The sequence below is a fragment of the Streptomyces sp. NPDC043878 genome, from assembly GCF_056435735.1.
Map to the genome: position 1 here is coordinate 188,593 of NZ_JBWKDW010000003.1, position 15,849 is coordinate 204,441.

General features: G+C 71.8%; 13 protein-coding genes and 1 pseudogene. 12 read left to right on the forward strand and 2 right to left on the reverse strand.

The window, feature by feature from the left end; translation table 11 throughout:
• Positions 1–106: 106 nt before the first annotated feature.
• Positions 107–1,495, reverse strand: coding sequence for a sensor histidine kinase (locus AC07AZ_RS06600; protein ID WP_478844489.1), 1,389 nt, complete (start codon positions 1,493–1,495; stop codon positions 107–109).
• 267 nt (positions 1,496–1,762) lie between these two features.
• Here AC07AZ_RS06600 and AC07AZ_RS06605 point away from each other — a divergent pair, with 267 nt between their 5' ends.
• From AC07AZ_RS06605 to AC07AZ_RS06660, 12 genes and pseudogenes are all read left to right on the forward strand, one after another.
• A complete protein-coding gene (locus AC07AZ_RS06605) occupies positions 1,763–2,158 on the forward strand; it encodes an NADH-quinone oxidoreductase subunit A (protein ID WP_356033386.1) in 396 nt (131 codons plus the stop codon).
• Entirely contained in the window at positions 2,149–2,952 is an 804-nt protein-coding gene (locus AC07AZ_RS06610) for an NADH-quinone oxidoreductase subunit B (protein ID WP_478844491.1), read from the forward strand. The genes AC07AZ_RS06605 and AC07AZ_RS06610 overlap by 10 nt, the downstream gene beginning before the upstream one ends.
• Complete coding sequence (locus tag AC07AZ_RS06615) at positions 2,949–4,280, forward strand: NADH-quinone oxidoreductase subunit C (protein ID WP_478844493.1); 1,332 nt, start codon at positions 2,949–2,951, stop codon at positions 4,278–4,280. The genes AC07AZ_RS06610 and AC07AZ_RS06615 overlap by 4 nt, the downstream gene beginning before the upstream one ends.
• Positions 4,277–5,245, forward strand: a complete 969-nt coding sequence (locus AC07AZ_RS06620; protein WP_478844495.1) for a complex I subunit 1/NuoH family protein — start codon at positions 4,277–4,279, stop codon at positions 5,243–5,245. The genes AC07AZ_RS06615 and AC07AZ_RS06620 overlap by 4 nt, the downstream gene beginning before the upstream one ends.
• Positions 5,245–5,913 (forward strand): NuoI/complex I 23 kDa subunit family protein, encoded by a 669-nt coding sequence (locus tag AC07AZ_RS06625; RefSeq protein WP_478844497.1) that lies wholly within the window; start codon positions 5,245–5,247, stop codon positions 5,911–5,913. Before AC07AZ_RS06620 ends, AC07AZ_RS06625 begins: the two co-directional genes overlap by 1 nt.
• Positions 5,910–6,468, forward strand: a pseudogene (locus tag AC07AZ_RS06630) (NADH-quinone oxidoreductase subunit J family protein); the annotation flags it as partial. The gene AC07AZ_RS06625 and the pseudogene AC07AZ_RS06630, both read left to right, overlap by 4 nt.
• 451 nt (positions 6,469–6,919) lie before the next feature.
• Complete coding sequence (nuoK, locus tag AC07AZ_RS06635; protein ID WP_478844499.1) at positions 6,920–7,309, forward strand: NADH-quinone oxidoreductase subunit NuoK; 390 nt, start codon at positions 6,920–6,922, stop codon at positions 7,307–7,309.
• The gene (locus tag AC07AZ_RS06640; RefSeq protein WP_478844501.1) at positions 7,306–9,300 is read left to right on the forward strand and encodes an NADH-quinone oxidoreductase subunit 5 family protein; all 1,995 of its coding nucleotides are present in this window, start codon (positions 7,306–7,308) and stop codon (positions 9,298–9,300) included. The genes nuoK and AC07AZ_RS06640 overlap by 4 nt, the downstream gene beginning before the upstream one ends.
• A gap of 6 nt (positions 9,301–9,306) precedes the next feature.
• Positions 9,307–10,881, forward strand: coding sequence for a complex I subunit 4 family protein (locus AC07AZ_RS06645; protein WP_478844503.1), 1,575 nt, complete (start codon positions 9,307–9,309; stop codon positions 10,879–10,881).
• Positions 10,878–12,377 (forward strand): NADH-quinone oxidoreductase subunit N, encoded by a 1,500-nt coding sequence (locus tag AC07AZ_RS06650; protein ID WP_478844505.1) that lies wholly within the window; start codon positions 10,878–10,880, stop codon positions 12,375–12,377. Before AC07AZ_RS06645 ends, AC07AZ_RS06650 begins: the two co-directional genes overlap by 4 nt.
• 285 nt (positions 12,378–12,662) lie before the next feature.
• A complete protein-coding gene (gene htpX, locus AC07AZ_RS06655) occupies positions 12,663–13,526 on the forward strand; it encodes a zinc metalloprotease HtpX (protein WP_478844507.1) in 864 nt (287 codons plus the stop codon).
• Positions 13,523–13,915 (forward strand): YccF domain-containing protein, encoded by a 393-nt coding sequence (locus AC07AZ_RS06660; protein ID WP_478844509.1) that lies wholly within the window; start codon positions 13,523–13,525, stop codon positions 13,913–13,915. The genes htpX and AC07AZ_RS06660 overlap by 4 nt, the downstream gene beginning before the upstream one ends.
• A 466-nt stretch (positions 13,916–14,381) precedes the next feature.
• On the opposite strand, the gene AC07AZ_RS06665 is transcribed toward AC07AZ_RS06660, so the two are convergent.
• Positions 14,382–15,656, reverse strand: coding sequence for an APC family permease (locus tag AC07AZ_RS06665; protein WP_478844511.1), 1,275 nt, complete (start codon positions 15,654–15,656; stop codon positions 14,382–14,384).
• Positions 15,657–15,849 lie beyond the last annotated feature (193 nt).

The following is a 15,849-nucleotide window of genomic DNA, read 5'->3' on the forward strand; positions in this document are numbered from 1 at the left end:
CGGCCGTCCTGTCGCTGTCGTATCTCCAGCCTGCTGGAGGGCAGGTCCGCGGACCATGGAGTCCGTCGGCCTCTCGGGCGGGGGGTTTTCCCCACCCTGGGCGCCCCTACCGCCCGCGCGCGACCTCGGCGCTCCGGTCACGCCAGGGCAGCTCCGCCGTCACCGTCGTCGGGCCGCCCGGCGGCGAGTCCACGACGAACAGCCCGTCGACCGCGCCCAGCCGGTCCGCCAGACCCCGCATGCCGGTACCGCCGTCCAGCCGCGCACCGCCCCGGCCGTCGTCCCACACCTGGAGGAGCAGCCGGTCCTCCGTCCGCCACACGTCGACCGACGCCGACCTCGCCCCGCTGTGCTTGCTGATGTTCTGCAGCAGCTCCGAGACGGTGAAGTACGCGATGCCCTCGATGGCCGCGGCCGGCCTCGCGTCCAGGTCCGCCGTCACCTTCACCGGCACCGTGCAGCGCGAGGCGACCGAGGACAGCGCGGCGTCGAGGCCGCGGTCCGTGAGTACGGCGGGATGGATGCCCCGGGCGAGATCCCGCAGCTCCTGAAGCGCGAGCTTCACCTCGCCGTGCGCCTCCTCGACCATCAGCGCCACCGTGTCGTCGGCCTGGCCCTCCAGCAGCTTCTCCTTCGCCAGACCGAGCCCCATCGCCAGGTTGACCAGCCGGGCCTGCGCCCCGTCGTGCAGATCACGCTCGATGCGCCGCAGGTCGGCGGCGGCCGTGTCGACCACGACACCCCGGTCCGACTCCAGCTCGGCGATCCGCCGCTCCAGCTCGTCGGAGGGCGACAGGAGACCGCGCACCATCGCCCGGTCCGCGTTGGTGAGCCCCCGCGCGATGAACGGCAGCACCGGCCACAGCACGAACAGCGAGGTCAGCGTGATGGTGAAGGTGAGGATGCCCCACGGCAGCCGAATGAAGTCGTAGAGCACCGTGCGCCAGCCCACCGGGTCCTTCAGCGCCATCCACAGCCTCGGGAGAAGTCCCCTGGTGCCGCCCAGGGGCAGCGGACTCGGCTCGTCCACCCGCACCCCGAGCAGCGCCCGGGCGCGTTTCCGCTCCAGCCTGCCCATCAGCCGCGCACCCATCAGACCGGCCGCGAGCAGCGGGAACCCGATCACCGTGACGGTCAGCGACGCACCGGTCACCAGGACCGTCATGACGTAGACGAACCCGAGCAGCGAGGCCGGGAGGTTCGCCAGGAGGTGGGCGATCTCCTTCCAGGTGTGCCGGTCGTAGGCGAAACGGACGGGTGGCGGGCCGTCCCGGTATCCGGGCGGCAGACGAGCGTCGTCGTCCAGGGGCAGCAGACGGTCGGCGGCCGTCGCGGGGAAGCCGTCGCTGTCCGCGGGCGGAAGGCGGTCGGTGTCCGTGGGCGGGAGGTGGTCGCTGTCCGTGGGCGGGAACGGGCTGCTGTCGGCGGGCGGGAACGGGCTGCTGTCAGCGGGCGGGAACGGGCTGCTGTCGGCGGACGGGAGGCGTTCGGTCATATGGGTCAGCGTGCCGCCTGACGGGCCCCCGCGCCATGAGGTGGACCGCCGCGATGCCCTGGGGAAAACCCCACCCCGGGCATGTCCGCGCGTGACGACCTGCTTACCGTCTCTTTAGCAGGCCCTAGACTCCCGTGCGTACAGATCGTCGACAAGCAGGTCACCCGGTCGCAGGGGGACCCGGTGACAGGGCACACGTCACAGGGCAACGTCACAGGGCACAAGTCATACAAGTCGGGTCACTAGGTCAGGGAGCGAGGGACGGACGTGCCGGAACCGACCGTCGTCGTGGCGGCGGACTACTTCCAGTCCTACTCGGTCGTCGGACTGCTCGCCGTCGTCGGCGTGCTGTTCGTCGCCGTCGCCTTCGGAGCGGGACGCCTGCTGCGCCCCGTCGTACCCACCCCCGAGAAACTCCTGACGTACGAGTGCGGGGTCGACCCCGTCGGCGAGGGCTGGGCCCACACCCAGGTCCGCTACTACGTCTACGCCTTCCTCTACGTCGTCTTCGCCGTCGACTCGATCTTCCTCTTCCCCTGGGCCACGGTCTTCGCCGCGCCCGGTTACGGCGCCGCCACCCTCGTCGAGATGTTCGTCTTCCTCGGCTTCCTGGCCGTCGGCCTGCTGTACGCCTACAAGAAGGGCGTCCTGGAATGGACGTGAACCCGCAAGCGGCTTCCCCCGAGCCCGTGTACCTGCCGGAGCCGAAGCGGCTGGGCGCGCTCTCCCGCCTCGCCCCCGAGCCTATGAAGGTGGTCCTCAACTGGGGCCGCCGCTACTCGCTGTGGGTCTTCAACTTCGGCCTCGCCTGCTGCGCGATCGAGTTCATCGCCGCGTCGATGGCCCGCCACGACTTCATCCGCCTCGGTGTCATCCCCTTCGCGCCAGGCCCGCGCCAGGCCGACCTGATGGTCGTCTCCGGCACGGTCACCGACAAGATGGCGCCCGCCGTGAAGCGGCTCTACGAGCAGATGCCCGAACCGAAGTACGTCATCTCCTTCGGCGCCTGCTCCAACTGCGGCGGCCCGTACTGGGACTCGTACTCCGTCACGAAGGGCGTCGACCAGATCATCCCCGTGGACGTGTACGTCCCCGGCTGCCCGCCCCGGCCCGAGGCGCTCCTCCAGGGCATCCTGAAACTCCAGGAGAAGATCGCCCGCGAGTCGCTGGGGGAGCGGTACGCGTCCGGCACGGCACGTCCCTCGGCCGCCGCCCTCCAGAGCGGCCTCGTCACGCCGCCGGCCGCCGGGTCCGGTTCGGTCGGGTCGGGTTCGGTCGGGTCGGGTCCGGTGGGGTCCGGTCCGGTCGGATCCGGTTCGGCTGGGTCGGGTTCGGTCGAGTCCGGTCCGGTCGGGTCCGGCTCGGCTGGGTTGGGTTCGGCTGGGTCGGGTTCGGCCGGGTCCGGTTCGGCTGGGTCGGGTTCGGTCGAGTCCGGTCCGGAGGGGGATGCGCGATGACCACGACCGGCTGGCTCCCGGCCCCCACGGCTGACCTGTTCGGCACCGAGGCCACCGCCGAGGAGTCGTACGAGGTCCTCACCGTCGACGTACCGCCCGCCGCCTGGACCACCGCGCTGCGCACCGCCCGCGACGAGCTGTCCTGCACCTACTTCGACTGGCTGAGCGCCGTCGACGAACCCGGCACCGGATTCCGCGTCGCCGCCCACGTGGTCGCGCTGTCCCCCGTACGACGGCTCCTGCTGCGCACGACGGTCCCCCACGAGACGCCGGTCCTCGCCTCCGCCGTGGACGTCTACGCGGGCGCCGCCTGGCACGAACGCGAGACCCACGAAATGTTCGGCGTCGTCTTCGAGGGCCACCCGGCGCTGGACCACCTCCTGCTCCCCGAGGGCTTCGAGGGCCACCCCCTGCGCAAGGACTTCGTCCTGGCCGCTCGCGTCGCCAAGGCATGGCCCGGCGCGAAGGAACCCGGCGAGTCCGAACACGGCGGGCCCAAGCGCCGCCAGATGCTTCCCCCGGGCGTCCCCGACCCCAACGAGTGGGGCCCCCTCAAGGGCCAGCTCCCCCCGGCCCCCACCCGCCCCGCCCGCGCCACCACCCGCCCCGCCGGCGAACGCCCACCCCGCCGAGCCCGTTCGGCCTCGGAGGGCTCGGCCAGCCAGACGACGCCACCTGCGGCGGCGACGGACACAGCGACCTCGCGGGGGCCGGGTGCGCCGGTCACGCCGGGTGCGCCGAGTTCGCCGGGTGTGTCGAGTTCGCGGGGTGCGTCGGGCACGCCGGGTGCGCCGAGCACGCCCGATGCGCCGAGCACGCCGGGTGCGCCGAGCACGCCGCGGCGCGCGCGTTCGGCATCGCAGGGATCGGTCAGTCAGTCGGCACCTTCTCCTGCGACGGACGGGGCACCTTCTCCTGCGACCGACGCGACGACTTCGCCGGCCTCAGGGACGGCCTCGGAGACGGGCTCGCCCACGGCCCCGCGCAGTGCGGACGCCCCCTGGCACCACGCCCGCCCGGCCCACGCCGAGCAGAAGCCGGAGGTCGCGCCCAAGCCGGAGGTCGAGCGGGAGCCGGAGGTCGAGCGGGAGCCGGAGGTCGAGCGGGGGCCGGAGGTCGAGCGGGGGCCGGAGGGTGAGCCAGATTCGGAGCCGAAGCCGGAGTCGGAGCCTCGGTCGGAACCGAAGCCAAAGCCGGAGTCGGAGCCGGACCACGGGGCGGAAGACAAGCAGAGGCCCAAAGCCGAACCGGAGCCGGAGTCCGGCCCCGCCCCCACGCCTACCCCCACCCCCGAAGCCCCCGAAGACCCCGCAGGAGGCCCGCAGTGAACGACGCTCTCGACGTCGCCCTGCGTCTCCTGATCGTCTTCGTCGTCTTCCTCACCTTCCCGCTGATCGTCGGTCAGACCGAGCACAAGGTGATGGCCCACATGCAGGGCCGCCTCGGCCCGATGTACGCGGGCGGCTTCCACGGCTGGGCCCAACTCGTCGCCGACGGCGTGAAGTTCGCGCAGAAGGAAGACGTCGTACCCGCGGACGCGGACCGCCGTGTCTTCCAGCTCGCCCCCGCCGTGGCCCTCCTCCCGTACCTCCTGGTCCTCCTCGCCATCCCCATCGGCCCGGAGGAGGGTGCCGTCGGCCAGGTCGTCGACGCCGGCATCTTCTTCGTGCTGGCCGTGATGGGCGTGGGCGTGCTCGGCTCGCTCATGGCCGGCTGGGCCTCCGCCAACAAGTTCTCCCTCCTCGGCGGCCTCCGCACCGCCGCCCAGCTCCTCGCCTACGAACTCCCGATGCTCCTCGCCGCCGCCTCCGTCGCCATGGCGGCCGGCACGGTGTCGCTGCCCGGCATCCTCGACGCCTTCGAGTGGTGGTGGCTGCCCTGGCAGATCGTCGGCGCCCTCGTCTTCTTCGTCGCCGGCCTCGCCGAACTCCAGCGTCCGCCCTTCGACATGCCGGTCGCCGACTCGGAGATCATCTTCGGCGCCTACACCGAATACACCGGTCTGCGCTTCGCCCTGTTCCTCCTCGCCGAGTACGCCGGAATCGTGGTCCTCTGCGGTCTGACCACCGTCCTCTTCCTGGGCGGCTGGCACGGCCCCTGGGGCGCCGACGGCCTCGGCTGGGTCTGGACCCTGCTGAAGGCGGCCGTCCTCGCCTTCGTCGTCATCTGGCTGCGCGTCACCTACCCCCGGCTCCGCGAGGACCAGCTGCAGAAACTCTCCTGGACCCTCCTCGTCCCGCTGTCCCTCGCCCAGATCGCCCTCACCGGCATCGTCAAGGTGGTGATCTCCTGATGGCACCCCTCCCCGGCGCCGGCCTCGCCAAGGGCCTGGCCGTCACCCTCCGCACGATGACGAGGAAGACCGTCACCGAGCAGTACCCGGACGTCCAGCCCGACCTCCCGCCCCGCACCCGCGGCGTCATCGGCCTGTTCGAGGAGAACTGCACGGTCTGCATGCTGTGCGCCCGCGAGTGCCCGGACTGGTGCATCTACATCGACTCCCACAAGGAGACGGTCCCGCCCGCCGCCCCCGGTGGCCGCGAACGCAGCCGCAACGTCCTCGACCGCTTCGCCATCGACTTCTCCCTGTGCATGTACTGCGGTATCTGCATCGAGGTCTGTCCTTTCGACGCCCTGTTCTGGTCCCCGGAGTTCGAGTACGCCGAGACCGACATCCGCGAACTCACCCACGAGCGCGACAAGCTTCGCGAGTGGATGTGGACGGTCCCGGCCCCGCCCGCCCTCGACCCCGGCGCGGAGGAACCGAAGGAGATCGCCAGCGCCCGCAAGGCCGCCGAAAAGCTCGCCGCGGCCCAGGCCGTCCCGACCGCACCGCCCGTACCCTCCGCAGGCACCACCCCGCACGCCGACGAGCCGGCCCGCGGGGCCGAGCCGTCCCCCCGGCCGGCAGGCGATGCGAAGCAGCAGACCGACCAGCCGCGACAGGAGGACGGGGCATGACCCTCGCAGCGACCGCCGGCCACCTCGCCGCGGACACCGGTCACGGCTTCCTCTCCCCGACCGGCGTCGAGATCGCCTTCCTCCTCGTCGGTCTGGTCACCTTCGGCGCCGCGCTCGTCACCGTCACCACCCGGCAACTGGTGCACGCCGCCCTGTGGCTGGTGGTCGCTCTCGGTGGTCTCGCCGTCGAATACCTCCTCCTCACCGCGGAGTTCATCGCCTGGGTGCAGGTCCTCATCTACGTCGGTTCCGTCGTCGTCCTCCTCCTGTTCGGGCTGATGCTCACCAAGGCCCCCATCGGCCGCTCCCCGGACGCCGACTCCGCCAACCGCTGGGCCGCCCTCACCGTGGCCCTGGCCGCCGCGGCCGCCCTGGTCTGGGTCGTGGCCGACGCCTTCCGCACGACCTGGATCGACCTGGACGGCCCCGCCGCAGGCTCCACCGAGGTCACCGGTGCGAGCCTCTTCCAGAACTGGGTCCTCCCCTTCGAGGCTCTCTCCGTCCTCCTCCTCGCCGCCCTGGTCGGCGCGATCGTCCTGTCCCGAAAGGCCGACAAGGACACCGCGCCCCCCACGTCCGTCCCGGCCGGCCGCACCCCAGAGCCCCCGGCCGCCACGCGGAGCGGCAGGACCGAGCGAACCCCCGCCACGGCCCGAACCGGCAGCACCGAGCGAACCCCCGCCACGGCCCGAACCGGCAGCACCGAGCGAGCGGCGCCCCCCGCCCCGACCGGCCACGCCGGCCGAGCGGCCGGCACCCCAGGAACCGGCCCCACCGGGCGGGGCACCGCATCGACCGGCACCGCCGGGACGGCCGGGAACGCCGGGACCGGCACCACCGGCACCACCGGGCGTGGCGCAGCAGCGACCGACACCGCAGCGACCGGCCCCAGCGGCTCCACCGGCCCCAGCGGCTCCACCGGGACCAGCACCGCAGCGACCGGTCCCACCCAGCGGACCTCCCCTCCCGACGGGACAGGCAAAGCCGACAACGAAGGGGCACGCTGATGCACCTCGTCTATCCCGCCGTGCTCGCCGCCCTTCTGTTCTGTACCGGCCTGTACGGCGTCCTCGCCCGCCGCAACGCGATCCTGGTCCTGATGTCGGTCGAGCTGATGCTCAACGCCGTCAACCTGAACCTGGTCGCCTTCGACGTCTGGCTCAGCAAGGCCGCCGACGAAACCCTCCACTCCGGTCAGGCGCTGACGCTGTTCACCATCGCCATCGCCGCCGCGGAGATCGGCATCGGTCTGGCGATCGTCCTCGCCGTGCACCGCACCCGTGGCACCGCGGACATCGACCGGCTCCGCGAAACCGCCGAGGGCCACGAGTCGGACGCGGCCGACGGCGACGCCGAGACCGGGACGACCGCCGAGAAGGCTGAGGCCACCGCGTGACCACGACCACCCTCGCCGTCCTCGTCCCCCTCCTGCCCTTCCTGGGCGCCGTGGCCGGCCTGCTCCTGGGCCGCACGGCCCCCGGCTTCGTCCGCCCCCTCGCCGTCCTGCCGGCCCTCGGAGCGTTCGCGCTGGCCGTGGTGGTCGCCGTCCGCCAGGGCGGCGACCAGGCCATCGACTCCGCCACCGAACTCACGCCCACCGGTTCGGTCCCGATCGAACTCGCCCTGCACATCGACGGCTTCGCCGCCCTCGTCGCCGTCGTGGTCGGGTTCGTCGCCACCTGCGTGCAGATCTACTCGACGGGCTACCTGCGCGACGACCCGCGCTACCCCTCGTACGCCGCTCTCGTCTCCCTCTTCACCTCCGCGATGCTGCTCGTCGTGTACTCCGGCGACCTGATCGTGCTGCTGGTCGGCTGGGAGATCATGGGCATCTGCTCGTACTTCCTGGTCGGCCACTACTGGGAGACCCCGGAGGCCCGCGCCGCCTCCATCAAGGCGTTCCTGGTCACCAAACTCGGCGACGTCCCCTTCCTCATCGGCCTGTTCGCCCTCGCCACCGACGCCGGCTCGTTCCGCATCACGAAGGTGCTGAGCACCGTCGCGAGCGGTGGCCTCGACCACCCGACGCCCGTCGTCCTGCTGCTCCTGGCCGGCGTGGCGGGCAAGTCGGCGCAGTTCCCGCTGCACACCTGGCTGCCCGACGCGATGGCGGGCCCCACCCCCGTCTCCGCGCTGATCCACGCGGCGACCATGGTCGCCGCCGGCGTCTACTTCGTCGCCCGCCTCCTCCCCGTCTTCCAGTCCTCCTCAGCGGCGATGATCGTCCTCGCGGTCATGGCGGCCGTCACGATGGTCGGCTCGGGACTCGCCGCGCTCGCCCAGGACGACATCAAGCGGGTCCTCGCCTACTCGACGATCGGCCAGCTCGGCTACATGACCGGTGCCCTCGCCGTCGGCGACCGCGGCGCCGCCGTCTTCCACCTCCTGTCCCACGGCGCCTTCAAGGCCCTGCTGTTCCTCGCCGCCGGCGTGATCATCCACGCCACCGGCACCAACTCGCTCGCCGCGATGTCCCGCATGCGTCACCTCTCCGACCGCGTCCCCGACGCCTACTGGACGATGACCGTGGCGCTCCTCGCGCTCGCCGCGATCCCCCCGTTCAGCGGCTTCTTCTCCAAGGAGTCCGTCCTCGGGGCCGCCGAGCACGTGGCCACCGGACACACCGAACACGCACCCGGCGCGGCCGGCTGGACCGTGCTGGTCGCCGGCCTCGTCGCCGCGCTCCTCACGGCCGCGTACGCGACCCGCCTGTGGCTGCTCACCTTCCGCGGTCAGGGCACCGAAGTCCCCGACCACGGCCGCCAGCCCCTCACCATGACCGTGGTGCTGTGGGTGCTCGCCGTCCCGTCCCTCGCCTTCGGCGGGTTCGCCTACCGCACGCTCCCCGACTGGTTCGACGGCCGCGACCTGACCCCCGCCCTCACCACCTCCGTCCTTGGTACGGGTGTGGCCCTGATCGGCGGGATCGTCGCCTACGGAGCCTGGCGCCACACCCGTGCCGCCGCGGCCCGCGTCCCCCTGGGCGCCGTCGCGGCCCACCCGGAGGGTGACGCCGGACTGGTCGAGGCCGAGGCCATCGCCAGCCACGAACCGGCCTACGGAGACGTGGCGTACGCCCCCGACCCGGCCGACCCCGGCCGCCTCCTGCTCGGCCCGCTGCACCGGCACGCGGCCGCCGGCTTCCACCTGGACGCCGTGTACTCGACCGTCTTCGTCCGCCCGGTACAGGCCGCGGCGACACTGGTCCGGTTCCTCGACCGCGAGGTCGTCGACACCTACGTGCGCGGCGCGGGCGCCCTGCCCCGCTGGCTCGGCGCCGCCGTACGACGGGCCCAGACAGGCAATGTGCAGACCTATGTGAGCGCGCTGCTCGCCGGCACCGTCGTCCTCGCGGTCGCCGCCGTCCTCGTCGCCACCGGAGCGTGAGCAGGCGTGATCGATATCAACGAGTCCGTGATGCAGTTTCTTCTGGCGTTCATCGTGGTCGGCCCGCTCCTGGGGGCGGTCGCCGCTCTCCTGCCGGCCCCGCCCGGACTGAAGGGGAAGTCGCCCGAGCAGGCCGTGCTGCGGCACGGAGTGACCGTCACCGGCGTGGTCCTCATCGCGGCGATCGTCCTCGCGCTCGGCTTCGACCACGACCATCCGTCGAAGATGCAGGCCACGACCGACATCAGCTGGATCCCCGCACTCGACGTGCGCATCCACCTGGGCACCGACGGCATTTCCCTCCCCCTTCTGGTCCTGACCGCGCTGCTGACCTTCCTCTGCGCGCTCTACTCCTACTTCAAGACGCCCTCGGGCCCGTCCCCCAAGGCGTTCGTCGCTCTCGTGCTCGTCCTCGAGTCCGGCACCCTCGCCACCTTCGCCGTCCTCGACCTGCTCCTCTTCTTCCTCGCCTTCGAGACGGTCCTCATCCCGATGTACTTCCTCATCGCCCGCTGGGGCGGTGCCCAACGAACTCAGGCCGCCTGGAAGTTCATCCTCTTCACCCTGCTCGGCTCCGTCGTCATGCTGCTCGGCCTGCTCCTGATCGGAATCAAGGCGGGCACATTCGACATGGTGGCACTCGCCACTGACAACGGCTCCTCGCTGACCACATCCGTGCAGGTCACGGCCGTTCTGGCGATCGGGATCGGCCTCGCAGTCAAGACCCCGATGTGGCCCCTGCACAGCTGGCTGCCCGACGCCCACACCGCCGCCCCGACGGTCGGCTCGGTCCTGCTCGCCGGCGTCCTGCTGAAAATGGGAACGTACGGGTTCGTCCGGATCCTCCTCCCGGTGGCGCCGGACGGCTTCCGCACCTTCGCGCCCTACCTGGCCGCCTTCGCCGTCGTCGGCATCATCTACGGATCGCTGGCCTGCCTGGCCCTGGCCAAACAGGGGGCGAAGGGCGACCTCAAACGCCTCATCGCCTACTCCTCGGTAGGCCACATGGGCTTCGTCCTGCTCGGCATCGCCACCATGACCCCTACCGGCGTCAACGGGGCCCTGTTCGCCAACATCGCCCACGGACTCATCACCGGCCTCCTCTTCTTCCTGGTCGGCGCCCTCAAGGACCGCACCGGCACCACCGACCTCGACACCCTCGCCGACAAGACCGGCGCCGCCCTGTACGGCAGGAGCCCGCGTCTCGGCGGCCTGCTCGCGTTCGCCGCGGTCGCCTCCCTCGGCCTGCCCGGCCTCGCCGGATTCTGGGGCGAGATGCTGGCGCTGTTCGGCGCGTTCAACCCCGCGGCCGCCCTCAGCCGCCCCGCCTTCCTGACCTTCATGGCGATCGGCGCGTTCGGCACCCTGCTCACCGCCGCGTACATGCTCGTGGTGGTGCGCCGCGTGTGCATGGGCGCCGCCCCCCAGGAAGGCCCGACGATCGCCGACGTCCACGCCTACGAGCTCGCGGCCTGGACCCCGCTCGTCGTGCTCACCGTCGTCGCCGGCCTGTGGCCCAGGGCACTGCTCGGGCTGACCGACCCGGCCGTGCAGCAACTTCTCGCAGGAGGCACCCGATGAGCTCCGTCGTCCAGTCCGTCGACTGGCTCGCCATCGCGCCGCCCACCGTCACGGCGGCCGTCGGACTCGTCGTCCTCGTCGCCGACCTGTTCGTCGGAAAGGCCGCCAAGGCCGTCCTCGGCTGGGTGTCCGTCGCGGGCCTCGCCGGCTCCGCGCTCCTGCTGCTGCCCCTCCTGGACGGCGACCGCAGCACTTTCTGCGCGAACGGCGAAGCCGACGTGTGCAGTTACACGGCGGACCGTTTCACCCTCGTCATCCAGCTCCTGGTCCTCGGCGGCGCCCTCCTCGCCGCCCTGCTGTCGGTCACCACCCTCAAGGACGACGACAAGCGGCTGCCCGAAGGGGAGTACTGGTTCCTGCTGCTCTCCTCGGCGGCCGGCGCCGCCCTCCTGCCCGCCTCCCGCGACCTCGCCACGCTCGTCGTCGCCCTGGAAGTCGCCTCCCTGCCCGCCTTCGCCCTCGTCGGCCTGAGGCAGGGGGACCGCAGGTCCTCCGAGGCGGCCCTGAAGTTCTTCCTCTCCTCGGTCACCGCCACCGCGGTCAGTCTCATGGGCATCAGCTTCGTGTACGCCGCCACCGGCACCCTCTACCTCACCCGCATCGCCGACCGCATCCAGCACGTCGACGGGCAGCTGCACACCCTCACCCAGACCGGCGTCGTCCTCACCCTGATCGGCTTCGCCTTCAAGACGGCCGCCGTGCCCTTCCACTTCTGGGTGCCCGACACCTACGCGGGGGCGCCCCTGCCGATCGCCGCCTACCTGTCGGTCGTCGGCAAGGCGGTCGGCTTCTCCGGCCTGATCCTCGTCACCGTCGTCGCGCTCCCGTCGTACGCCGACGTCTGGGGACCGGCACTCGCGGCGCTGGCCGCCCTGACCATGACCGTCGGCAACGTCGGCGCCCTGCGCCAACAGGCCACGCGCGCGTACAGCGCGGTACGCCTCCTCGCCTGGTCCTCCGTCGGCCAGGCCGGCTACCTGCTGGTCCCCATCGCCGCCGCCGGGTACTCCGAGGACGCCGAGAAGTCGATCGGCTCCACCGTCGCCTACGCCCTCATGTACGCCTGCGTGAACCTCGGCGCCTTCGCCGTGGCCGCCCTGGTGGGCCGTACGAGGACCCTCAACCGCATCGCCGACTACCGCGGCCTCTACGCCTCCAACCCCCTCGCGGCCCTCCTCCTGGCCTTCTTCCTGCTCTGCCTCGCCGGACTGCCACCGGGCATCATCGGCCTCTTCGCCAAGGTCACCGTCTTCTCCGCCGCCGTCGACGCGGGCCTCGGCTGGCTCGCCGTGGTCATGGCCGTCAACGTCGTGATCGCCCTCTTCTACTACCTCCAGTGGACGGCCCTGCTGTTCCGGGCCCCGGAGGGCGAACCCGTCCGGCACCGCGTCCCCGCCCCCCTCACGGCCGCGATCACCCTGACCGCGTTCCTCGGCGTCGCCCTCTCCGGAGCGCCCCAGCTCGCCCTGCGCTTCGCCGACACCGGACTCTTCTGACCCCCCGGCCCACCCGACCCGGGCACGGCTCCCCGCCCCCGGTGCTGTCGGCACGCGCGTGGGGGCACCCGAAGCGCCACGCGCGCGTGCCTCACGCCGCCGCCGTCACCCGGACGGACGACGCGCGCCGCCGTACGCACAAGGGAACTAGTGGTCCCCGCCTCGCGTTGACCGGTACGGGAGAGTCCACTGGACGTGACACCACGGCACCGGTGGCAGACGGAGATCGACGAACAGGATCAGCAGGCAAAGGGTCCCCCTGCCGCACCACTTGGAGGGCGTACCGTGCACCGCCGGCACAACGGGCTCAGGACCGCAGTACTCCTCGGGGGACTGTCCGCACTCATTATCCTCATCGGCAGCTTCTTCGGCCGCGTGGGGCTCATCATCGCGGTCCTGGTCGCCCTGGGCACCAACGCGTACGCGTACTGGAACAGCGACAAGCTGGCTCTACGCGCGATGCGCGCGCGACCGGTCAGCGAGTTCGAAGCCCCGGCCCTGTACCGCATGGTCCGCGAACTCTCCACCCAGGCCCGTCAGCCCATGCCCCGCCTCTACATCTCCCCGACCGAGGCCCCCAACGCCTTCGCGACCGGCCGCAACCCGCGCAACGCCGCCGTGTGCTGCACCGAAGGCATCCTGCGACTCCTTGACGAACGCGAACTGCGCGGCGTCATCGGCCACGAACTCAGCCACGTCTACAACCGCGACATCCTGATCTCGTCGGTCGCCGGTGCTCTCGCCTCAGTGATCATGTTCCTGGTCAACTTCGCCTGGCTGATCCCGGTCGGCCGCTCGGACGACGACGACGGCCCCGGCCTCCTCGGCATGCTGCTCGTCATGATCCTCGGCCCGCTCGCCGCCGGCCTCATCCGCATGGCCATCAGCCGCTCCCGGGAGTACGAGGCCGATGCCTCCGGCGCCCAGCTCACCGGCGACCCGCTCGCCCTGGCCGGCGCCCTGCGCAAGCTCGAACACGGCACCAAGCAACTCCCCCTGCCCCCGGAGCCACGGATCGAGACGGCGAGTCACATGATGATCGCGAATCCGTTCCGCCCGGGCCAGGGCATCTCCAAGATGTTCTCGACGCACCCGCCGATGGCGGAGCGTATCGCCCGCCTCGAGAAAATGGCAGGTCGACCCCAGTGAAAACCATCCTGAACGTCATCTGGCTCGTCCTGAGCGGCTTCTGGCTGTTCCTCGGATACCTGGCCGCCGGCTTGCTGCTGTGCCTCACGGTCATCGGCATCCCCTTCGGCATCGCCGCATTCCGTATCGGCGTCTACGCCCTGTGGCCCTTCGGGTACACGACGGTCGAGCGCCGCGACGCCGGCGCCCCCTCCTGTGTGGGCAACGTCCTGTGGCTGGTCCTGGCGGGCTGGTGGCTGGCGCTCGCCCACATCGTCACGGGCATCGCCCTGTGCCTCACGATCATCGGTATCCCGTTCGGCATCGCCAACTTCAAGCTGCTGCCGGTGTCGTTGCTCCCGCTGGGCCGCGAAATCGTCCGCACGGACGAGCCGTTCGCGACCCGCTGACCGCCGACTCTCGCCGTCACGGCCCACCTTCCTGCCTACGGCGCCCCTGCGGCAGACGCTGCTTGTCCACAACCCAGAGGTTTTCCACAGCCTGGTTTTCCACAGCACGACGGTTGTCCACAGGCCGGCCTGCCGGTCGGCGCAGTCCCGCATGATGAATCCATGACCGAGATCGAGCAGTTGCCGACAACACTGGGCGTACGGCGGGACGCCGGAGCGGAGTTCCGCATACCCGCAGCCGCTGCACAGCCCGTCTGAGGGACGAATTCCCTGAGGGGCCGCCGCATCCTTCCCACCTGCCGACCGGCCCTCTACCGGCCGTCGGCCTACCAACTGGCTACCTACTGACCGTCGGCCCGCCGACCGGCCGCCCACCGCCCGTCGGCCTACCGACTGACCGTCTACCGTCCGCCCGCCTGCCGATGCTGCCCGCCTACCGACTGCCGTCCGCCCGCCGGCCGGCCGTCTAGCGACCGGCAGCGGGCCCAGCGCCGCCGCCCTGCCGCCCCAGCAGCCACCGCACCCCGTACGCGATCCCGCCCAGCACCAGTACTCCCACACCGGCGGCCACCGAAGCCTCCGGCAGCGCGAACGCCAGCACGACACACCCCGACAACCCCACCGCCGCCACCACCCGGACCGCCGGAGCGGACCCGAGCGTCCAGGCCGAGGCGTTGGCCACCGCGTAGTACGCCAGCACACCGAAGGAGGAGAACCCGATCGCGCCCCGCACGTCCACAGTGGCCGACAGAACCGCGACCACCGCGCCGACCGCGAGCTCCGCCCGGTACGGCACCTGGAACCGCGGATGGACGACGGCCAGCGCACCCGGCAGATGCCGGTCCCGCGCCATGGCCAGCGTGGTCCGTGACACACCAAGAATCAGAGCCAGCAGCGAGCCCAGCGCGGCCACCGCCGCACCCACCCGCACCACCGGCACGAGCCAGGGCGCCCCGGCCGCCCGCACCGCCTCGGCCAGCGGCGCCTCCGCACCACCGAGACCCCCGGCCCCCAGCACGGAAAGGACAGCCACCGACACACACGCGTACACCACCAGCGTGATCCCGAGCGCCAGCGGGATCGCGCGCGGGATGGTGCGCGCCGGATCCCGCACCTCCTCGCCCAGGGTCGCGATGCGCGCGTATCCGGCGAACGCGAAGAACAGCAGACCGGCCGCCTGCAGCACCCCGTCCGCACCTCCCGAGGCTCCGCCGTCCAGCCGCCCGGCGTCGGAGGCCCCGGACCCCAGACAGACCACGACCACGGAAGCGAGGACAGCCAGGACGACCGCCACGATCGCCCGGGTCACCCAGGCGGACTTCTGAATACCGCCGTAGTTCACCGCGGTCAGGGCCACGACCGAGGCGACCGCCACCGCGTGCGCCTGACCGGGCCACACGTAGGCGCCCACGGTCAGTGCCATGGCCGCGCAGGAGGCCGTCTTGCCCACCACGAACGACCAGCCCGCCAGATAACCCCAGAACGCGCCGAGCCGCTCGCGCCCGTACACATAGGTGCCGCCCGAAGCCGGGTACAGAGCGGCCAGCCGGGCCGACGACGTGGCGTTGCAGTAGGCGACCACGGCGGCCAGCGCGAGCCCGAGCAGCAGCCCGGAGCCGGCCGCGCGCGCCGCCGGCCCCAGCGCGGCGAAGATCCCGGCCCCGATCATCGAGCCGAGCCCGATGACGACGGCGTCGCCGACGCCCAGCGTGCGCCGCAGTCCGGCGCCCGAGAGACTCATGCGCCGCACCCTACTGACCGGTGCAACCGCCGGGTGTCGGCCCGACGTCCTCTTCCTCGACACGACACGAACAAGCGCGCGAGCGACGGTGCGCACGCGCGACGAGCAGGGCGCCCGAGCCACGGGCACGGCCTGTCCGGACCGAAATCACAGCGCCCGGACAGTGCGGGCACAGCACGAGAGGGCAGGTTCA